General features: G+C 32.9%; 19 protein-coding genes. 9 read left to right on the top strand and 10 right to left on the bottom strand.

What is annotated here, in order from left to right; all coding sequences use genetic code 11:
- Positions 1-5: 5 nt before the first annotated feature.
- Positions 6-791 carry a hypothetical protein gene (locus DLD54_RS07905; RefSeq protein WP_109918844.1) on the top strand — a complete coding sequence of 262 codons (786 nt, stop codon included), beginning with the start codon at positions 6-8 and terminating at the stop codon, positions 789-791.
- Between the two features lie 50 nt (positions 792-841).
- Here DLD54_RS07905 and lepB read toward each other — a convergent pair whose 3' ends face one another.
- From lepB to DLD54_RS07890, 3 genes are all read right to left on the bottom strand, one after another.
- Positions 842-1,498, bottom strand: coding sequence for a signal peptidase I (lepB, locus tag DLD54_RS07900; RefSeq protein ID WP_109918843.1), 657 nt, complete (start codon positions 1,496-1,498; stop codon positions 842-844).
- 366 nt (positions 1,499-1,864) lie between these two features.
- Positions 1,865-2,236 carry a hypothetical protein gene (locus DLD54_RS07895; RefSeq protein WP_109918842.1) on the bottom strand — a complete coding sequence of 124 codons (372 nt, stop codon included), beginning with the start codon at positions 2,234-2,236 and terminating at the stop codon, positions 1,865-1,867.
- 141 nt (positions 2,237-2,377) lie between these two features.
- Positions 2,378-3,730, bottom strand: coding sequence for an FAD-dependent oxidoreductase (locus tag DLD54_RS07890; protein WP_109919024.1), 1,353 nt, complete (start codon positions 3,728-3,730; stop codon positions 2,378-2,380).
- Between the two features lie 302 nt (positions 3,731-4,032).
- Here DLD54_RS07890 and DLD54_RS07885 point away from each other — a divergent pair, with 302 nt between their 5' ends.
- Positions 4,033-6,360 carry a BspA family leucine-rich repeat surface protein gene (locus DLD54_RS07885; RefSeq protein WP_109918841.1) on the top strand — a complete coding sequence of 776 codons (2,328 nt, stop codon included), beginning with the start codon at positions 4,033-4,035 and terminating at the stop codon, positions 6,358-6,360.
- An 821-nt stretch (positions 6,361-7,181) separates the two neighbouring features.
- On the opposite strand, the gene DLD54_RS07875 is transcribed toward DLD54_RS07885, so the two are convergent.
- Together DLD54_RS07875 and DLD54_RS07870 are read right to left on the bottom strand one after the other, a co-directional pair.
- Entirely contained in the window at positions 7,182-7,493 is a 312-nt protein-coding gene (locus DLD54_RS07875; protein WP_109918840.1) for a MazG nucleotide pyrophosphohydrolase domain-containing protein, read from the bottom strand.
- 345 nt (positions 7,494-7,838) lie between these two features.
- Positions 7,839-8,690, bottom strand: a complete 852-nt coding sequence (locus DLD54_RS07870; RefSeq protein ID WP_109918839.1) for a GIN domain-containing protein — start codon at positions 8,688-8,690, stop codon at positions 7,839-7,841.
- Between the two features lie 232 nt (positions 8,691-8,922).
- On the opposite strand from DLD54_RS07870, the gene DLD54_RS07865 reads away from it, so the two are divergent.
- Complete coding sequence (locus DLD54_RS07865) at positions 8,923-9,069, top strand: teichoic acid D-Ala incorporation-associated protein DltX (RefSeq protein ID WP_109918838.1); 147 nt, start codon at positions 8,923-8,925, stop codon at positions 9,067-9,069.
- Positions 9,070-9,188: 119 nt separating this feature from the next.
- Here the strand turns inward: DLD54_RS07865 and DLD54_RS07860 are convergent, their stop codons facing one another.
- Complete coding sequence (locus DLD54_RS07860; RefSeq protein WP_109918837.1) at positions 9,189-10,013, bottom strand: helix-turn-helix domain-containing protein; 825 nt, start codon at positions 10,011-10,013, stop codon at positions 9,189-9,191.
- Between the two features lie 201 nt (positions 10,014-10,214).
- Between DLD54_RS07860 and DLD54_RS07855 the strand changes: the two genes are divergently transcribed.
- Complete coding sequence (locus tag DLD54_RS07855) at positions 10,215-10,478, top strand: hypothetical protein (protein ID WP_109918836.1); 264 nt, start codon at positions 10,215-10,217, stop codon at positions 10,476-10,478.
- Positions 10,479-10,787: 309 nt separating this feature from the next.
- Entirely contained in the window at positions 10,788-12,182 is a 1,395-nt protein-coding gene (locus DLD54_RS07850) for an MFS transporter (RefSeq protein WP_233559201.1), read from the top strand.
- A gap of 106 nt (positions 12,183-12,288) precedes the next feature.
- On the opposite strand, the gene DLD54_RS07845 is transcribed toward DLD54_RS07850, so the two are convergent.
- Both DLD54_RS07845 and DLD54_RS07840 read right to left on the bottom strand, forming a co-directional pair.
- On the bottom strand, positions 12,289-12,627 hold the full coding sequence (locus tag DLD54_RS07845) for a hypothetical protein (protein WP_109918835.1): 339 nt from the start codon (positions 12,625-12,627) through the stop codon (positions 12,289-12,291).
- 117 nt (positions 12,628-12,744) lie between these two features.
- On the bottom strand, positions 12,745-14,355 hold the full coding sequence (locus DLD54_RS07840) for an ATP-binding cassette domain-containing protein (protein ID WP_158593332.1): 1,611 nt from the start codon (positions 14,353-14,355) through the stop codon (positions 12,745-12,747).
- Between the two features lie 144 nt (positions 14,356-14,499).
- Here DLD54_RS07840 and DLD54_RS07835 point away from each other — a divergent pair, with 144 nt between their 5' ends.
- Both DLD54_RS07835 and DLD54_RS08990 read left to right on the top strand, forming a co-directional pair.
- Positions 14,500-15,165, top strand: coding sequence for a type 1 glutamine amidotransferase (locus DLD54_RS07835; protein WP_109918833.1), 666 nt, complete (start codon positions 14,500-14,502; stop codon positions 15,163-15,165).
- A gap of 411 nt (positions 15,166-15,576) precedes the next feature.
- A complete protein-coding gene (locus DLD54_RS08990; protein ID WP_109918832.1) occupies positions 15,577-15,669 on the top strand; it encodes a putative holin-like toxin in 93 nt (30 codons plus the stop codon).
- Positions 15,670-16,398: 729 nt separating this feature from the next.
- Here DLD54_RS08990 and DLD54_RS07825 read toward each other — a convergent pair.
- Positions 16,399-16,875 (bottom strand): nucleoside 2-deoxyribosyltransferase, encoded by a 477-nt coding sequence (locus tag DLD54_RS07825; RefSeq protein ID WP_046325572.1) that lies wholly within the window; start codon positions 16,873-16,875, stop codon positions 16,399-16,401.
- Between the two features lie 24 nt (positions 16,876-16,899).
- Positions 16,900-17,700, bottom strand: a complete 801-nt coding sequence (locus DLD54_RS07820) for a tyrosine-protein phosphatase (RefSeq protein WP_109918831.1) — start codon at positions 17,698-17,700, stop codon at positions 16,900-16,902.
- Positions 17,701-17,842: 142 nt separating this feature from the next.
- On the opposite strand from DLD54_RS07820, the gene DLD54_RS07815 reads away from it, so the two are divergent.
- Positions 17,843-18,334 (top strand): universal stress protein, encoded by a 492-nt coding sequence (locus DLD54_RS07815; protein WP_046327689.1) that lies wholly within the window; start codon positions 17,843-17,845, stop codon positions 18,332-18,334.
- A gap of 506 nt (positions 18,335-18,840) precedes the next feature.
- Positions 18,841-19,767: a phosphate/phosphite/phosphonate ABC transporter substrate-binding protein gene (locus DLD54_RS07810; RefSeq protein WP_046327688.1), complete on the top strand. Its 927-nt coding sequence runs from the start codon at positions 18,841-18,843 to the stop codon at positions 19,765-19,767.
- The last annotated feature ends 302 nt before the right edge of the window (positions 19,768-20,069 follow it).

The following is a 20,069-nucleotide window of genomic DNA, read 5'->3' as shown; positions in this document are numbered from 1 at the left end:
ATAAAATGAAATTTTTGTGGTCACGTTTGAATAAATTATGGTTGTTTTTAGCATTGGTAATAGGGCTAAGTATCAGCGTTTTACAATGCATTGTTTCTACGTCTAAAAATATTCTTGCGACAAACTCACCTTATACTATGTGGATGTCAATAGATGGATTTACTTTTGTTCCTACTATATTTTTTATCTTGTTACCGTTAATTGCGAGTTTACCTGCCAGTACATTATTAAAAGAAGATTTTACTAACGGCTATTTTTATAAATTAAAGATGGAGAAGTCCATTAAACAAATCTTGTTAGGATACCTAAAAATCGCATTTATGACCGGCTTTATTGTAATTGCTGTTCCTTTACTGTTTAACTTCTTATCTTGGTTTATGATATTACCTAATGTTAAGCCCGATAATTTACTTAATATTAATATTGGTGCCAGAAATTTTACTATGCTGTTTGTTTCCCTTTATTATTCCCATCCATTTGTCCACGCTATTTTGTCAATTATATTTTCTTCTCTTTGGGGAGGATTATTTTCTGTATTCGCAATGGTTACTTCTTTGTGGATTAAAAATAAGTTTGCTGCCATGTGTACAGGTTTAGTTTTGCAAATAATTTTATTATTAATGAATGCAACTATCCATTTGCCATACTTTATAAGTTATTCACCTGCTGATTTCTTACGTGAACTCCCTGGAACTGCTAACATTTATGTGGTGGTATTTATGACTGCAATATTATTACTTTATTGTATGATTATGTTTCATTTAGATGAGAAACGTTTGGCGGAGCTGTAAAAAGTGAAAGGAAAAAGGGTTAAGTCCAAATGTTAAGGACCTAATCCCTTTTAATATACTTTAATTCTATTAAGTGGCCAGTAGCGATACTTAACAACACCTTCAATTTTACTTCTAGGAATTGCTCCTATATAACGACTATCTTTTGAAACACTCCTATGATCTCCCATTACAAAATACGAACCTTTGGGAACTTTGTTAGTATTTTTCATTTCTTTTAATTGAGAAGGAGAATAAATACTTTTATATTCTTTTGTTCTTGCTAAAGAACGAATTGAAAAGTCAGCAGTATAAGAATATTTAGTACCATAAAAACCGTCTTCATTATCCGTCAGCTTAAATCCTGGGTTTAAATAGTCTTGATTTATTTTTTTGCCATTAACATAAATCTTATTATTTTTTCCAGTAATAGTTTCACCTGGTAATCCTATAATCCTTTTTATATAAAAAGAATTACGTTTATCCGGAGCCTTTAAAATGACAATTTCATTTCGTTTCAATTTGCTATTGCGATTAGCTATAACCCTTTCTTGGTTTTCAAAAGTTGGTTGCATCGAGATACCAGACACAGAACATTTGACTATTAAATATTTTGTCAGTAAAAAATTAATTAAAATAAAAATCGCAAATAAGACTATTGTATATTTTAAAAAATCATAAAATTGTTTTGTTTTCTCATTTTTTTCGTTATTCTGATTATTCGCCATAAGTAAGTCCTTACAAATAAAATTACATATTAATATAACTAGCCTGTGGTTAATAGATAAATTATAGGCAGATAAATAATTAAAAGTCAAAATAATCTAAAAACCAACATAAAACTAAACAAATAACCTATTAGATGATAAGGGCTTTTTTAAGTTTAGAGATCATAAGGCTAATTTCTGTTTTTATTGTAAATAGCAAGTGGATAGTCATCAAAAATCTCAGTCAAAAATCTAGAGTAAAACAAAAAGAACTAACTTTGATTGAATATAGTCAGTTAGTCCTCCGTTAACAACTAATAAAGTGTTTTGCTTGTAGGTTTCATATCAAAATTGAACAACTTTTAAGTTATTTTGTTTAGTAAGTTTCTAATATTTTTCTGGCATTGAGTTTCTTGAATTGCTGTAAGCCGAATATTCTTCAACTGTTAAGTAGGCCAGTTTTGCTTTCATCTGTAAACGTCTCATGGCTTCTTTAATTTCTGAAACTGTTGCCTTATCTGAGCTATTAATTTCTTTGGCTCTTTTTAGTGCATCATCGTAAAAATTAAAGTGGTAAAATTTGTATCCATCAGTATTGTGAACTGCATTTTTCTGATCAATTTCCTTTTGGAGGTCTTTTTTATCTGCTGCAGTTGCTATTTTCGCATCTGCTTTAGCTTCAGCAACCGTATTAAGTGGTTTCTTTTTTTGGTCATTTTCAAGCAGTAGTAACTCTAAGAATAAAAAAGACTGTCCCAATAACACTTTAGCAGGTTAGGGACAGTCTTTTATTTCTTCATCAACTTACCGCTTATCAAGCGGCTAATTATTTTAAAGAGCTACAAAACTTCTTTTTTAAATTTACTGAACGCAGCAAGGCTTAGTAATATCCAAAATTAATTAAAACTTGTGTAAACCTAACGCATGTTGTGCGGCTAAGTTCAAAATATTCCATTGCCGATCAAAACTTGGTGAGAAGAAGAAGTCTTGCTCAGCTAAATCTTCTAATGTTAATTTATGACCAATTGCTAAACTTAAGACATTGCCTTGAGCGGTGATATCATGCTTGGACATAACTGCACCTCCCAGAATCTGATGAGTATCCTTATTATAAGTTAAGGAAATATATCCTAACGGATTATCATCTGCAGGAATAAAGTCTGGACGCAAATGATCGATGTAGATGCTGGTTGCAGCATTAATGCCGGCAAATTCAGCAGATTTTTGTGGGAGGCCGCTAACTACCGCATGTACATCACCAAATTCTAGTAATTGTCCACCCACTAAACCTGGGAATGGGCGGCTTGGTTTTTCTTCAAACAAATGTTGTACTAAATAATTTGCTTCATGGCGAGCAGCAACTGCCGATGGAATTGGCATTCTTTTATTAGCCGGGATTGACAGTGGCCAAATAGCATCACCCAAAGCATAAACGTCTTTTTGATTAGTCCTTAAATACTCGTCGGTTTCAATATAACCACGTTGGTTTAAATTAATAGTATCTTTAAGCCAGTCTGTATTAGCAACAATGCCTGCAGCAACAATGACTAAATCGGCTTTAATATCACCATGATCAGTTTGGACTAGGTGGTCATTGGTAAAGCCAGTAACTTTTGTATCAAGCTTTAAATCGACTCCCTTGTCTCGCATTTCTTGTTCAAAAACATCGGTAAAGTCTTTTGAAAAATAATTAGCCAAAATATGGTTGCTGGCATCAACCAAGGTCATGTTTTTACCAGCTAAAACACCAGCTTCAACGGCAGCAATTCCGTTACCAGCACCCACCACAACGATATTTTTAATTTCATCATTATGAAGAGCTTCATTGATTTTTTTAGCCCAACTGTAGCCCCGCATTAAATAAACATAGTCTAAATCTGCCCCTGGAATTGGTAATTGGAGTGGATCAACTCCTGGAGACAAGATTAATTTGTCATAATTAACTTCTTCAGTCTGACCAGTTTGGGTATTTTTAATTGTAACTTGCTTGTTTGTCGGATTTAAAGCAACTGCTTGCGAATTATTGACAACCTTACCACCTAATTTTTCCAAATCAGCAGGTGAAAAATTGCGTACATTGTCTTGTCCGGTAGTTTTTTCTTCTAAAAAGAGCTTCATTCCGCAAGACATAAATGAAACAAAGTCACTTGCTTCATAAATAGTGACATCAAGATCTTGATATCTGTCTAATAACTCGATAGCTGCTTCATGACCCGGATGGGAAGCACCAATGATAACTACTTTTTGATTCATAGAAAAAATCCCCTTTTTATCAATATCTGAAAGCGCTTGTAGCACTTTACTGTCTTCTATGGTAACACAAGAAATACGTTAGTTATACAAAGATGCACCAGTATAGCTAACGCATTTATATATTAATTTTTTAAAACAGATTAAATGTTCCAGTATAAGTTAGTCCTTGAAATTTAACTTAGTACATAAATCTACTAAAAACAATAAATTACATATATATGTCTAAAAATATATTTTATATTAAAGGTTATTTATGCTAAACTTTGGTTAAGTAGAAGTATATTGCTTAAAGGAGACGAATAATGAATAAACACCATTTTAGGATTAAACTTACAACGTACTTAGCTACTATTGCTATGACTGTGGTAGGTTTAAGTATTATTAAACCGCAAACAATATTTGCATCGGCTTCACCTCCTGCAAATTTAGCAAAAGAAACGAAAATTGCAACAAGAGAAACTAAGACAGTTCCATGGGTCAGTACTGATATTGATGATAATAGTGAACTGTCACTTAGCTATGATTCGACCAGTAAAACGTTAACTATTCCTGGTAACTCCACAGCTTTTAATGACCCGAAACCGCTGGCAAATGCTTTATATAATGTAGGGCTTGACCCTGTAAATGTTAACCATATTGTTATTCAGGGTCCCTTGGCACTTAGCGGGTCAGTCAGGTATCTATTTAAAGGTTTTAGTAATATAACTAATATAGACGGCTTGGACAAGCTTAATACTAGTAAAATTACTGATATGACAAGCATGTTTTCAACATGTATTTATCTAAGCGATGTTAATCTAAAAAACTTTAATACTGCCAATGTTACCAGAATGACAAGCATGTTTTATGGTTGCGAAAGTCTTAAAAATATTGATGTCAGTTCCTTTAATACCGAAAATGTTTCATTATTAAGTGGCATGTTTGAAGAATGCAGAAGTTTAAATGCAATTGATTTAAGCAACTTTAAAACTAGTAAGGTGACTAATACCAGTACTATGTTCCACAATTGCTATTCACTAAAAAGTATTAAGTTTGGTAAAGATTTCAAAACTGATAATGTCACTGATATGAACTGGATGTTTAACAACTGTTGGAACCTAACTGACCTAGATGTTAGCGGCTTTTCAACTGCTAACGTTTCGACTATGTCAGGAATGTTTGCTTCATGTCAGTTATTAACAAAAATTGATGTTAGCAAATTTAATACTGATAAAGTAACTGTAATGAATGACATGTTTAATGACTGTGAGAATATCACAGAGCTTGATCTCAGTAATTTTAAAACCGCGAATGTTTTTAATATGAGCGGCATGTTTCAGTATGATATTCGGTTGCAAAGGCTTGATATTAGCGGTTTTGATATGAGCAAAATTATATACATTTCCGATATGCTAAATGATTTGCAAAGTTTAAACTTGTTAAAACTAGGAAAAGATAATATTGTCAATGGTACTGGCTTTGATGCTGATGGCACTTGGCGCAATGTTGCTGATGGTACACTTAATGATCCTAAAGGCAAAAATAGGTGGAGCTCAAAAGAGTTAATGACAAATTATGATCCAACTAAAGATGCCGATACTTATGTTCGCGAGGGTACACACTTTGATGAGCCTAAGCCACCAGTCAATCCGCCAACACCACCAACACCGCCGACTCCAACGCCAACACCAACGCCGACACCAACACCACCAAGTCATTCATCTGGTACTATAGAGCCGATTGCAGGAGCTGAGGTCAGAGTTCAGTATAAAGATAAAAATGGCCTTAAATTGGCACCTGATAAAATCTTGAATGGTAATGTTGGAGATGGGTACATTACCCAAGAACTGAAATTTGCTGGTTATTTATTAAAGGCAAGGCCTTATAATGCGACAGGTTTCTTCAGCTACCAGCCTCAGACTGTAACTTTTACTTACCTTAAAGGGACTGAAAGAATGGTAATGCATAATTCGTATCTCTATGATATTGATGGTAAGCGGTTACCAGGCGAATTTATGTCAGGCCAGATAATTACTACCTATGATACCGAAAACATAAACGGTAAGAAGTATTATTTTTTAGGTAATAATACGTTTGTGAAGGCCAATAATATTACAGGCCAAAAGCGTAAGTTAAAGCACAGGGCTCTGATCTATAATCAAAAAGTAAAGAAAATAAGACATGCCATTCTGAAACGTGGACGCAAAGTTACAACATATGGCGGTGCAGTAAAGCGAAAAGGTCGCTATTACTATATCATCGGATTGAACCGCTACGTGAAGAAAGCTAACTTTAACGGGACTGAAAGAACGGTAATGCATAATTCTTATCTTTATGATATTAATGGTAAGCGGAAACCAGGCGAATTTATGTCAGGCCAGATAATTATTACTTATGGTACCGAAAACATAAAAGGTAAGAAGTATTATCTTTTAGGTAATAATACGTTTGTGAAGGCTACTAATATTACAGGCCAAAAGCGTAAGTTAAAGCACAAGGCTCTGATCTATAATCAAAAAGTAAAGAAAATAAGACATGCCAGTCTGAAGCGTGGACGCAAAGTTAGAACATTTGGTGGTGCAGTAAAACGGAAAGGTCGTTATTATTACATCACCGGATTGAAGCGATATGTGAAGAAAGCTAACTTTTAGAATTTTTGGTTAATTAGCCCAGTAGTACAGCATAAATATGTTTATAGTTGCTAAGTAAGAACGATTAAGAGAAAAATTCATAACTTAAATGCACCTAATAGTAAAAATCAGCTATTAGGTGCATTTTTGTATTATAAAAAAGTCCCGAAATTGAGAAAATTTCGGAACCTTTGTCAAGTTAAGATTGTACTTTTTAAAAATAGCCGTTTCTGTACATTTCATTCGGGAAATAATAAGCATGCTAGACCAGAATCTAAATAAATTAAATTTAGAGAATGCTTCGGATCAAATAAAAACCCCATTATACTCATGAAAATCATAAATAAACCCATAGCATAAGAAGTTATTCTCCTATTTCTATAGACTCTTTCAGAATATTTCTTTGGTTTTGTACTTGAATTTTTTCCAAAAAAAGCTGATGCAAAACACATGAGTGCAAAAATAGAAAAAACAATTAGGAAGCTAAAGTCTTTTTTTAGAATAAAAATTGCAAAGAAACCTAGTAGAATTTGTATAAAACCGCATATTATACTTTTGGTTGTGAAAGATAATTTTTTTAAAACCATAACAGTATGACACTTTCTCTATTATCAAATAATCTTGTATATAACTTAATATCAAAGACTATATTTATATTATATTTGGATATATTAAATCCTAATAATTAAAAAAGCAACTCTATTTTTCATTAATAATTAGAGTTGCCAAAAAATACAAGATTTAATTCAAATAGCTAGAAAAATACTGTTCATCAACTTTTGTAAGAATTGAATAAATAGCTGATAGCTTGACCATGCTGTTATTAAACTAAAGCTATCGGTCTATATATCTGTATCAGCAGGACCAAGTTTAACGCCATTTTTGTATATTCTTTTTTCGTTTATTTTCATTTTATTAACAATATCTTCACCCAAATCACTGTCAAGCATTTCCGCAATACCCAGTAAGAATATTCCCACATCCGCTAATTCTTCATTGATGTTTTGTTTATCATTTTTGCGCCAGGCTTCAAATAACTCGTTAGCTTCTCCATGTAAGCGCAATAATTCAAACTCAATATCTGTGGTATTGAAGCCGTGTTTTTTCTTATTTTCCATGACTGTTTTTTGCAGTTTCTTAGTATCTATGATCAATTTTGACTCCTAAATTATGACTTGGTAATTTGAATTCGTGCTTTTAGAGTGTACACAAAACATCAACTTATACTTGATTAATTTTGCTGTATGAGTTTTGAAGGTAGACTCTAAAGTTTAATCCTTAGATACTAAAATCTTACCACTGTTATAGGTAACTTTAAGCAGTGAATTAGTTTGAGAAGGGGTAGAAAAATGACGATAATAGTATTTTTTTGTGGAATCAGTTGTAAGGTTACAATTAATTTTCGGCCAATCAAACATATCGAACATGCTAAAATCACTGGTATTAAGGTTAATTGTACTTTGGCCAATAGCTTTACTACAGCTAAAAAGCCACTATATTTATTTGTAAAATTCTATATTCGCATTTTTGCTAGTTACTTTAACAGTTGGTTTGTTCGCTGCGAAAATAGATAAGCGATGATGATAATCTTTAGTATCAGTTACAATTTTATGCTTAGGATCAACGCGTAAATCATAACTAATTTTTGGTGCACCTGTCATTGAAAATATTCCCTTATTAAGAGTAAATGAGCTATTACCAGAGAAAGTACAATCATTAATAAGCATGCCGCCTTTAGCAATGAATACTTTAGTTTTGATCTTGCTATCGTCAAAAGTCATATTGCCTTTACCGATATTAATGGAACAATTTTGTAAATTTGAATCCAATATGTCTAAAACTTGGTGTTTGATCTTTAACTTAACATTTTGAGAAGAAATATGATCGAGGGCCAAATAAGCAATGTTTGACTTAAGGTTGATAACAGGAATATCTAATTTCTCTAATAGTGCGCAGCCACCACGCAAATAACCTGACACTTTTTTCAGAGCGTTTTTACTTGGTACAGTGACAGTGACTTCATAATAGCCATCATTAAAATGTTTTTCCGGCTTATCATAAATAGTCAATTGTTCATCTTTAACTTTAGTTTTAATTTTTTGTGCATTTCCGCCACGTTTTGCTTTAATTGTGACTCGGTATTTATTACCTAAAGTAACAATAGTATTAGGTCTATAGGAAGAAAATTTGATTTTATTAAATTTTTTAACTGTGTAAACTCTTTTGGTAGTTTGATTGGTATCGGCTTCTGTTACTTGAGGCTTTTGCAAAGCACCATTTATTTTCACACAGGCAAATAAGAGCACACCGATTATTCCACAAAATATCCCTATTTTATAAATTTTTTTCATTTTATGCCTCCGTTATAAAGCTTTTAACGTAGGAATAGCCTGGCAATGTGCCAGACTTTTTAGTTGCGTAAAAAGTTGTAATGTTTATAGGACTGTCAGTAAGACAACTATTTATTAATTATAAAAATTACCATTACTTATTAATAAACGTATTATACTATCTTGAACTATATTATACAATATATTATATTAGTTGAAGTATTAGATAGATTAATAGGATGTGAAAGGGTAAATGACCAAAAAACACCAAACTTCTTGGAAAAATTTAATAGGTTTTACTTTAAAAATAATTATTTATGCTGTCATTATCTTTTTTTTGATTTATTTATATCAATATTTGGGTATCAGTTCTACTCATTTTATTTATAATGAATTCTAAAAAATGATACTTGCTACATTGATGATGCAGTTGCTAAAAAAGCTAAAGCCCTTGAAATTCTTAGTTTCAAGGGCTTTAGTTCTGTAGTAAGTACAGTTAAATTCAAAGAGGAGCTTTAATCATAAAAACTGTTTAACTTCCTGTTTTAAACTTTTTGCTAGCTTTGCGGCACCAATTTTTTGTAATAAACTGACTTGGTCTAGAGCCGTTTGTTTGTCATTTTGACAAATTGCTATGCGAGCATTAGCAACCAGCAATTTATCATATTGCCTTAGTCTCTTTAGTAAAGGCTGCAAGCTATTGAGAATACTAGCAGCTGACTTAAATTGACGCTCCTTCATTTGTATTATTGCTTGGTTAATTAAAGTATTAGCTTTTAATTCTTTCATAAAGGAGTTACGATTGTCTAAATTTGTAATAATCTTGACAATAATTTCATTTGCCGTTTGATAATCAAAAGCAAATAGAATTGAATTAAGAATTGTTATATCTGTAATGGTAAAAACTTCGATATTACGAAGATAGTTAAACCAGATAGGTTGAACAAGCTCGCGAGCATGAGCATGAGCTGTTGCGTTATTAACCAGCAAGAGAGATTTTAGGATAATAGCAATCATTTTAATATCTTCATCATTTTTAACAAAAAGACAATCTTGTAGCAGACCATTTATTTCTTCTTGATCAACATTGTCATTGAGGTTTAAAAAGCGATACAGAAGTTGATTTTTAGTTCCAACTTGATAACTATTGCTAATATACTCAAACTCATTTGGAGTTAAGCCCAACCGCGTTATTAATTTAATTTCATTTTCATAAGTAGTTGATAATTCATTATTTTCAATTTTAGAAATTGTACTGCGATCAAATAAATCTTGTGCTAATTCTTGCTGGGTCATTTTACGTCTAGTTCTAAGATTATGAATGGTTTTGCCAAAATTACTCATGATCGTATTCTTTCTTTGTTTATTGTGCTCAAAAATGTGCCGATTTTTCACACTAAAAATAATAATTTAATGTTATTCTTATTTTAGAGGTAAATCAATAATTACATCAGATTTATTTCGTCGATCAAAAAGTCGTTAACTTATTTATAAAGACGTAACATTTTGTCTTTTATATGTTAATTTGGAAAGGAGGATAAATACATGACTGAAATAGTTGCATTGACAGCCTTGATCAATGCTTGTTGGCTTTTGGGTAAAACTTATAAAGATAATCCAATAATCAAATTTGTTAGAACTAATCGCGGAATGGTGTTGATATTAGCCTCCGTTTCCTTATTAGCCTATAAAATGGTAATATATGATTTTCAATTTGGTCAAATTTTGCCGTCTTTTTATTCTGTAATGGTTTTGCTTGTTCTATTAGGTTTCTTTTATATTTTAAAAGATCGTCGGGCAATAAAATAAACGTTTGCTAATCAAAATTAGCTGACAGATTTTTTAAAATCCTTTTGCTAAAGTTTTGGCTCCAAGCTAGATATAGCTTGGAGCTTTTTAAGTACAAAAACAATTGCTCTAGCAGAAGTATAGATGACTTTGTCAAAGTTAACAGCAATTTATTATGTTGCTTTTTTAGTTGTCAATTTAAATTTTGTATTATAAAACAATATTCTACTCAATCGCTTTTTCTTAACTGGTACAACATATTACTGTAATATACTTATTTAATTAGATATCGTATCTAAAAAATAATGATAAAAGGAATTGAGAATTTCAATGGTAAAAAATAGTAAGCTAATTGGCTCAATACTCTCAGTGGGAATACTTAGTTTTTTGGGAATTGTGATAGAAACAGCACTCAATATTGCTTTTCCCCAATTAATGACTGAATTTAATATTTCTGCCAGAACGGTTCAGTGGTTAACAACAGGCTATATGTTGGTATCTACGATTATTATTCCTTTTGGTTCGTATTTACAAAAGAGATTCAAAGTTGTTTCTTTATTTAGAATAGCTGTTTTATGCTTTTTACTAGGTACTTTTTTAGCAGGAATTTCATCAAGCTTCGCCTTATTACTATCTGGGCGTCTTTTACAAGGAGTTGCTGCCGGCATTGGTTTGCCACTAATGTTTTCAATAATCTTAAGAGAATCACCTCAAAAGCAAGTTGGCATGTTTATGGGACTTGGCACTCTTGTTATTGCTTTTGCTCCTGCAGTTGGTCCAGTATACGGTGGAATAGTTCTAAAACTATTTCAGTGGCAGAATTTATTTTTGTTTATTATCCCAGTAATTATATTGATCTGGGTATTAGGCGAGTTTAGTATCACTCAAACTACTAAAACTGAAAAAATTCCATTCGATTTTCAGGGCGGTTTACTTTTAATTGCGTTTCTCCTGTCCGCTTTATTTGTACTTTTGGGTTTTACCAGTGGCAATAATATTTACCTGCAATTAATACTGGCATTAATCACTATTATTACTGGATCTTTCTTTATTTTGGTTGAAAAGCATAGTCAGCATGCAGTTTTAAAAGTTAGTTTATTTAAAAACTGGCAGTTTACTTTCTTTTTGCTGGCATTTTTTCTGTTGCAATTAATGTCACTGAGCATGTCATTTTTGATACCCAACGTGTTACAGACAGCTTTTGCACAAACAACGGCCACAGCTGGGTTGCTGGTTTTACCTGCTGCTATCACAGATGCAGTTGTTTCAGCGTTTGCTGGAATAATTTACGATAAGATTAATCAAAAATTACCAATAATATTTGGAGTAGTAATAATTCTTCTCACTTTTATAATTGCTAATTTTTTGAACCCAAATATTACCAACATGGTCTTTATTTATATCAGCTTTATGTTTGGCTTGGGATTTAGCTACGGTAATATCATGACTTTTTGTTTATCCCATATTCCGACTGATGTAAAAAATGATGGGAATGTCATTTTTATGACTGCCCAATCATATTCTGGGGCGATAGGCACAGCACTAGCAGCTTCGTTAATAACTTTGGCGCAAACAGGTTTTAAAAACAAAAAGTTAGCGGCATTGGCAGGTCTAAAACTAAATTACAATATGTTAGTATTCCTATCTTTGATCGTACTGGTTTGCATTTTAGTTTGCTTTATTTTTACTAAATCGAAAAGTAAAGCATCTCAAAATTTGTTTTAATTTTCAGGTACTTTTTTAATTCAGCACAATAATTGCGATTGACGTTGGGTAAACATCTTCCAATATTAAAAATGAACATTGGTCTACTTTCCCTAAAACCGGCAGGTTAAAATAGGATAAGAAATAAGTATGCATCAATCTGCGGAATATACGAAGTCAGATTAGTCCTATCAAAAATTAATACTAGAAGGGAAAATGCCAAAGTTGCTAAAGATAAGCATTTGAAAAACTTTTCTCCGCCATCCAGATTAGCCTTTTGAATAATTTTTACAGGGTGGGCGATTTTAATGAAAATAGCGCCTAGCACTAATATTACACCAAAGAAAAAGTATGTATATGTAGCTATTTTACCTTTGTCATAATAAATAAAAAGAATGCCAATTAAAAATTGTAAAATACCCATTAAAAATAAGGCGATTTTCGGATTGAGTTTATACTTCAGCATGATTTGATACCCTCCAAAATTAAAATTTAATAAGGTTACATAATAAAAAGTAATCTTTTTGTAACTACTACCTATTAGGACATTATGTAGTTGAATAATAAAAAATATGTGTTGAGTTTAGTTATTCTGTTCCAAAAGAGTGTTATCTTTTAACTCGTAATGTTTAAAGTAATTGTCTTTAAATATTTGCTCATCGTAATGGTGAGCAATTTCCAACACAGTGCAGTTCAACCTGTTTATTACTTGTTGCACTTTTTTACCTGTTTCATTATCTAAAGCCGAAGTGGCCTCATCTACTAAAATAATCTTTTTACGGTAAATCAGTGCACGAGCAATTTCAATTCTTTGCTTTTGTCCACCTGACAGATTTGCACCATTTTCACCATACTTTTTGTCTAAACAATTATCACCTAGTTCTGCTAATAAACCGACTGCTTTTAGTGCTTTCAAGCATTCTTCATCCGAAAACTCTTTACCTAGAGTCAGATTAAGACGCAAAGTGTCATTGAACATGAATGGACTTTGAGCAACGTAAGCAAGTTCACCAGAACCAGCGATATTTTTAACTACTTGAGAACCGTCTTGAAGAAAAATTTGTCCGCTTGTAGGTTTGACAAAGCCTTCTATTAAGTTGAAGATTGTTGATTTGCCTGCACCGGATTTACCAGTAATTAAAATTTTGGTTCTGAATGGAATTGTTAAACTTAAATTTGTCAAAAGCGGCTTTTGTTTATTATAAGCAAAACTGACATCATCTATCTTGATATCAGGAGAATTAAGGTGACTATTCTTGTTTTCTGCAAATTCAAGCGGATACAGTTTGAGACTTTTACGAATATTTTCTGTCGTCTTCATCTCATTTAGGCATTGTGCGGCATTTCTCAGAGGCCCAACGACACGGTCACTGGCTAAGAAAATGGCGATAATAGCTGCTGGTTCAGCCTGACCATTGATAACAAAAAACAAACCTGCACCAAGAGGAAGAATAAAACTCAATGCAGAAAGAATGGCGCTGAGAAAAATTGCCCAAGCTTGATAGTCATTCATCTTTTTGTACGAATTTTCTGTTTGCTGCAAGTAGTTTTCGGTATCTGCAAACATTGTTTTTTCAGCTAAATAAGTTTTAATTGTGCGAATACCATTAAACAAGTCGGTTACTTTGCCTAAATAAGTGCTGCTGCTTTTTTGCCAAGTTTCAGAGGAATCACTTAATACTTTGCCAAAAATTTTGGATGAAAGCATTGGCAGCAGTGAAAACAAAATGAATAAAATCCCAATTGCAAAATTAAGCCAAAGAATATAAAAGCTGGATATTGCAGCCATCAAAATGGCACCACACAATTCAAAAAAATTTTTAAAATAATTAGTTTCAATCAGCTTGAAGTCATTAAAAATCTTTGAAACATTATCTGAAGCAACTGCTGCAAAGTCAGGGTTAACTATCTGACCGTAAACAAAGCTGTCTTTTATTTTGATATTCATTAATTTGATTGCCTGATTGATCCAGATTTGCTTTAGGGTCATGGCGAAATAAACTAATCCCAGAGCCAGCAAACTGCTTATGATATACAACACTGCTTTTATAGCGGGTGTATGGCAGTTGAAAAACGTCACATTTGAAACTACTGAAGATAAAACCACGCCATCAAAAGAATAAATTATAGTTGCAATTAGAAATCCAAATAATAACGACTTAGGTAGTGTTTTAAAAAAAGTTTTGAAAGACATTGCATTCTCCCGGTACATTGGAATATAAAAAGCTTTAATTGACTTAAACTTCATTTTATCATTAAATTATAATAATATTAAATTATTATTTGAATATTTTAGTAAAAACACTGTGGTGCTAATTTATTTTAAAGGAACAAAGTGATGAGAGTTAATGTTTTACAACACACGCCAAACGAAGGCCCCGGTTCAATTCAGGAATGGGCCGACCTGCATCAGTATGGCTTTTATGTATATCATCCCTATCAGTTTGGCATTTTGCCTGAAGCTGCCACAACAGATTTACTAGTTATCTTAGGTAGTCCAATGAGTCCAAATGACGATCTGCCATGGATTAAGCAAGAGCGCCAGTTAATTAAGCAGCTATTTCAGGAGGGAAAGCCTATTTTGGGAGTATGCTTTGGCGCCCAACAAATTGTTAAAACTTTAGGCTATCAGGTTAAAAAGGCGCCGGTTAAGGAAGTAGGCTGGGGGCCAGTCAAATTGCAATCCAAATTAATTACCGGCTTACCTGAAAGTTTAGAAGTATTGCATTGGCACGAAGAAATGTTTGAAATACCAGATGAAGCTGAAGTTTTATTTGCTAATGCTAATTTACAAAATCAAGGTTTTGTCTTAGGCAAGCAAGCCGTGGGTTTGCAGTTTCACTTAGAACCAGAAAAAGATAATATCAAAGAGATTGTGGTCAACGATGCGCAATATCTATCCGGTTCGGTGTTTAAACAAACAGCTAAGCAGGTTATTGAGCATCCTGTACCCAAGGAAAATAAAAGGGCAATGTACCGCATTTTAGATTATTTGACAGAATAAATAATTTAGATATAGAAAATTTGTTTTAAAATTACTTGAAAGTGATGCAATCACTACTAGGTAACTGTAAATTTTGACCGCAGTTCTCCAAGATTTAAAGCAAAAGCATTATCTCCCACGTAATCGGTGATTTACAAGCTGGTCTTATACCACTGGTAATGAAAAGTGAACTGTCAGCTGGCGCTGGCAAACTTTGCCTTCAAAAATAAAAACCAAGCCATTTTAATGGCTTGGCCTATATGATTATAGATAATTTTATAAAATCTGGTTAATATTTGAGATTGGTTTGTTATAATTTAATCAGCGTAGAAAAGTTAAAAGGACGGTAGCTGCCGCTTTCATGAAGGAAGTGAGGCCTATGAACTATCTTGATTCATACTTCAGTCTCCCAAAAGAAGGGAGCAGCAGTTGATGAGCACTGCCGAAGCGTTAAGTTTAATGCTTAACTTTGGTATGTTTATCTTGACCTTGTTAATGCTTATTGACAAGCATCATGATAAATGAGCAAATCAAAAACCGTCCTAGAAACTAGCTGGGCGGTTTTTAATATTAAACAAAAAATATTATAAGCGCAGCTACCGTCCTTTGTGGCGGCTCTACGTGAGGAAGGCTTATTGAGGTAAGTCTTCCTTTTTCTTACACCTGTATTTTAGCATGAATGCTTTTATGGTGCAATTAAGTATTATAGAGCAGAATTCATAGCGCTAAAGTAGATAAGCATTTTTAAATTGCAAAGTTAGCGTTAATTTAGCAATATGCAGTTAATTTACGCACTAAGCTAAATTGCCCTGAAGAATCATATCTTGCTCATACAAAAACCGTCTCAACAGAAACGGTTTTTATTGACAAGCATCATGATAAATGAGCAAATCAAAAACTGTCCTAGAGACTGGCTGGGCGGTTTTAATGTAAAACTAATATAAGCGCAGCTACCGTCCTTTGTGGCGGCTCTACGTGAGGAAGACATACGGCGTAAGTCTTCCTTTTTCTTACACCTGTATTTTAGCATGGATACCTTTATGCTGCAATTAAGTATTATAAGAGCAGAATTCATTGTGTAAAAGAATACAAGGTATTTTAATTTGCAAAGCTAGCGCTAATTTAACAATATGCAGTTAATTTTACGCACTAAGCTAAACTGCCTTGAACAGTCATATCTTGCTCACACAAAAACCGTCTCAACAGAAACGGTTTTTATATGTCTTATTTAATTTGGTTTAAACACGGCTCTGTTTAATAAGCAGCTCCATCGTAAAAGTCAAAACGAGGTTTGTTGAAATCAAAGTCTTTTACTTCACTCAGTTTAAGGGCAATATCGCAAACGCCCCAGCTCATTAAATTGATTGGTTTACCGTAGTCTTCATCAGGAATAACCAATACAATGTATTTTCCTTGAGACAAAGCATAACCTAATTCCATACCAAGACCTACATCTTCTTCATCTGGTAAATAGACACCGATCATAATATCGCTGGTCTTAATACCAGTTAAATCACCGCGGTAAGTAGCGGTTTCCCATTCACGATCACGCAGATATTCGGGATGTTCCTCGACATTAATGCCTTTATATTGATGATCTAGAGGAACATAACTGTTTTCTAGGTCAATGGTTGGGTTTTCTTCTAAAGCTTTCATTGTCTTCTTATAAGCATCATTTTGCTTATCATTAAACCAACCAGCACCAAAATAAACAGTTTTTGTCTTAGTCATAAAATTTCTCCTTACCATTTAAAACTATTTTAAATATATTTCACGCAACTTACTGATTTCATCATCAGTTAATCTCATAATATCATGTAAGTAGTTTTCAACGCTACCATAATTTTTATTTATAGTTGAAATGACAAAGTCAATATACTCAGAATGAACGGTTTGTAAATCTTTTAAGATGTTTAAAGTGGCATCGTCAGCACCTTCATCTTTTGCTTTTTGTAAAAATTTCTGGACAAAGTCTTTAGTAGCAACGTTTGTCAAAAGATAATCTTTTTTGATAGTTTCAAAAGGTACTTCAAGTGCTGATAAAATCAACAATGCCGCAAAACCAGTTCTATCTTTACCAGCAGTACAGTGGAATATTACACTTTGATTTTCCTGATCATTAGCTAGCAGTACATCAAAAAAGTGCCGGTATGCTTTTTGCGCCGATTCACTCTTGATCATATCGTCGTATGCCAAAAACATGTGGTCAAAACCAGCTTTAGGATCTTGTTGTTTTTGACTGAGAATTTCGTCAATGCCTTTTGAAGATTCCGTCAAGTCTTCGCTGAAGACGGGGTCGAAGTTATAGATAGCACCTTCAGGAATGCGATCAGGTTCTTTTTCAGCTTCGTCTTTACTTCTAAAGTCAACGACATATTTTACGCCATAGTCTTGTAAAAACTTCAGATCAGTTTGATCAAGCGTTGCCAAGTTAGCAGTTCTCAGTAATTTATGCATTTTGACTGTTTTACCGCTACTGGTTTGATAGCCACCCAATTCGCGAAAATTACGGCCACTTTTTACGCCAATTAGTTGATTTTTAAGTTTTTGGGTCATTAAATACCTCCACCTTTGCGTTTGACAATTACACCTAATTTTAGCAATAAACTAGTATATAAACAATTATAAAAAAACATAGTTGTTATCTAAAATATGGTAAAATGGATAAAAGAATAATATATTTCAAAAGGGTGAGAACATGGAAACAAAAAAAGCTAATATTTTAGTTCCAGTCGACGGTTCAGAATCGGCAGAAAGATCCTTTGATAAAGCAGTTAAAATTGCAATGACTGAAAACGCCCATATCGATGTTTTAAGCGTAATTGATACCAGACAATTTCTGGGACAAATGCAGGATACCTTAATTACTGGGGACACGGTTTATCAGATGACGCAGGATACAGAAAAGTACCTTAAGAGTCTAACTGAATGGGCTCATGATAATTTGGGTTTTGATGATATTGATTATCACATCCGTTATGGCAGTCCCAAAGCAATTATTTCCTATGACTTTATTAAAGATCACCACAATGATTTAATTATTATGGGTGCAACTGGATTAAATGCAGTTGAAAGAATGTTAATGGGTTCAGTAACAGAGTATGTTAACCAGCATGCATTAGCGGACGTTTTGATCGTCAGAACGGACATTGACAATAAGCCACTTAAACTAGAACGGAAAAAGAAATAATTTAGAAATTTGATATTTTTAAAAGTTGCTAATGGCATACAACTCTTTGTGTGCTTTTTTTGTTGGCTGGATGACTTTTAACAATAGCTTTTTGCTCTCAAAAATGTTCGTGATTATTATTTATACTGAGCAATAAAATGACTAACCTAAATTAAATAGTTGAATTTTTACGAACCTTTTGGTATATTATTTACTGAATGAACGCAGTTGTGTTAATTAAAGGCTAGTAGTAATAGAGAATAAGTTTATTATTTACAGTCTAAGCTGTTCATTTTTATAAAATAGAAATCAAGGGCTTTATATGATTTAGGTCATATTCTGCCCTTTTTTAGTTGTTAATTTTGGAGGAAATAATGAATAACAAAAACGGGTGTTAATGAAGGTCGTTAGTTTGTAATTTAATATTTTCAGGGAAAAGAAGAATACGTTAAATTTAGTAAAACTTTTGGTATTTAACCTGAAAATAAAGTCATTGTAAATATCATTTTTAAGGAGTAAAAGAACAAATGACCAAAATCAAAAAATTTCTGATAACCTGTTTTTTACTATTATTAACAGTCGGAGCTACGGCTTGTTCAAATAAAAAGTCGTCTTCAAGCAGCAATACACCCAAATCAATCAACGTTCAGTTCGTACCTAGCGTTGCTGCCAATAAACTAGAAGCAAGAGCTAAGCCAATGGAAAAGATGCTTTCTAAACGTCTTGGCATTCCAGTACATGTTTCAATGTCAACTAACTATAATGGTCTAGTTGAAGCTATGAAGTCTAAAAAAGTTGATGTGGGCTTTTTACCTTCAGACGGCTATATCATGGCTCATAAGCAAGGGGCAGCAGACTTATTATTGCAAGCTGAGCGCTACCGCGTTACACAACCAAATGGTAAGAGAACTAAGGAATTAGTTAATTCATACCGTGGTGAAATCCTGGTCAAGAAAGGTTCAAAAATTAAGAGTTGGAAAGACTTAAAGGGCAAATCAATTTCTGTTACCGATGTTACTTCTGACTCCGGCTATATTTTCCCTATTGCTGAGTTAAAGCAAAAAGGTTTAGATGTAACTAAAAAATGTAAATTAGTCACTGTCACTGGTGCAGATCAAGCAGTGATTGATGTTTTAAACGGCGATACTGATGCAGCTTTTGTTTATGAAGATGCTAGAAATGATGTCTTAAAGGACGAACCAAAAATTATGAGTAAAGTAGTGCCAATTTACTTCACCAAGAGAATACCTAACGATACCATTTCAGTTCTTCCAAGTATGCCTAAGTCATTTAGAAAGAAATTAGCTAAAGCATTTATTTCAATTGCCAAATCCAAAGATGGTAGAAAATTGATTGAAAGTATTTACAGTCACGAAGGCTACACTTATGCCAAAGATAGTGACTATAACATCATCAGAAAGTATGATAAGTTAATCGCTTCTACCAAAAAATAAATTCCAGACAAATAACACTCCCAAAAAAGCGTCAATAAAACAAACTTGAAAATTTTTCATCAGCAAAAATAATTTTTCCAACCTATTCTCTTTTCTAAATAAAATATTTCTGCTATTATTTGATAGAATAAATACAGTATGTTGAAAGGAGTGTGAAGGTAATGCAAAAATATCAACGGCGCCTAGCGTTCATTGACTTTTTTGCAAAAAAGCCTTTTCACTTTCTTCAAAAAGAAGGTATTGTTCGCTTTTTTAGTAAAAGTGTTATTAAAAGACTTAGTTTAATTCACGTTTGTGTTTTT

The organism is Lactobacillus helsingborgensis (assembly GCF_003173695.1).
Lineage (GTDB): Bacteria > Bacillota > Bacilli > Lactobacillales > Lactobacillaceae > Lactobacillus > Lactobacillus helsingborgensis.
Note: the sequence above shows the minus strand (reverse complement) of the source record. Positions and strands in the feature narration are given on the sequence as shown.

Coding starts and splice junctions, on each gene's coding strand:
- DLD54_RS07905 (WP_109918844.1), top strand. CDS start 6: ATGAAATTTTTGTGGTCACGTTTGAATAAATTATGGTTGTTTTTAGCA.
- lepB (WP_109918843.1), bottom strand. CDS start 1,498: ATGGCGAATAATCAGAATAACGAAAAAAATGAGAAAACAAAACAATTT.
- DLD54_RS07890 (WP_109919024.1), bottom strand. CDS start 3,730: ATGAATCAAAAAGTAGTTATCATTGGTGCTTCCCATCCGGGTCATGAA.
- DLD54_RS07885 (WP_109918841.1), top strand. CDS start 4,033: ATGAATAAACACCATTTTAGGATTAAACTTACAACGTACTTAGCTACT.
- DLD54_RS07870 (WP_109918839.1), bottom strand. CDS start 8,690: ATGAAAAAAATTTATAAAATAGGGATATTTTGTGGAATAATCGGTGTG.
- DLD54_RS07865 (WP_109918838.1), top strand. CDS start 8,923: ATGACCAAAAAACACCAAACTTCTTGGAAAAATTTAATAGGTTTTACT.
- DLD54_RS07860 (WP_109918837.1), bottom strand. CDS start 10,013: ATGAGTAATTTTGGCAAAACCATTCATAATCTTAGAACTAGACGTAAA.
- DLD54_RS07855 (WP_109918836.1), top strand. CDS start 10,215: ATGACTGAAATAGTTGCATTGACAGCCTTGATCAATGCTTGTTGGCTT.
- DLD54_RS07850 (WP_233559201.1), top strand. CDS start 10,788: ATGGTAAAAAATAGTAAGCTAATTGGCTCAATACTCTCAGTGGGAATA.
- DLD54_RS07845 (WP_109918835.1), bottom strand. CDS start 12,627: ATGCTGAAGTATAAACTCAATCCGAAAATCGCCTTATTTTTAATGGGT.
- DLD54_RS07840 (WP_158593332.1), bottom strand. CDS start 14,355: ATGTCTTTCAAAACTTTTTTTAAAACACTACCTAAGTCGTTATTATTT.
- DLD54_RS07835 (WP_109918833.1), top strand. CDS start 14,500: ATGAGAGTTAATGTTTTACAACACACGCCAAACGAAGGCCCCGGTTCA.
- DLD54_RS08990 (WP_109918832.1), top strand. CDS start 15,577: ATGAGCACTGCCGAAGCGTTAAGTTTAATGCTTAACTTTGGTATGTTT.
- DLD54_RS07825 (WP_046325572.1), bottom strand. CDS start 16,875: ATGACTAAGACAAAAACTGTTTATTTTGGTGCTGGTTGGTTTAATGAT.
- DLD54_RS07820 (WP_109918831.1), bottom strand. CDS start 17,700: ATGACCCAAAAACTTAAAAATCAACTAATTGGCGTAAAAAGTGGCCGT.
- DLD54_RS07815 (WP_046327689.1), top strand. CDS start 17,843: ATGGAAACAAAAAAAGCTAATATTTTAGTTCCAGTCGACGGTTCAGAA.
- DLD54_RS07810 (WP_046327688.1), top strand. CDS start 18,841: ATGACCAAAATCAAAAAATTTCTGATAACCTGTTTTTTACTATTATTA.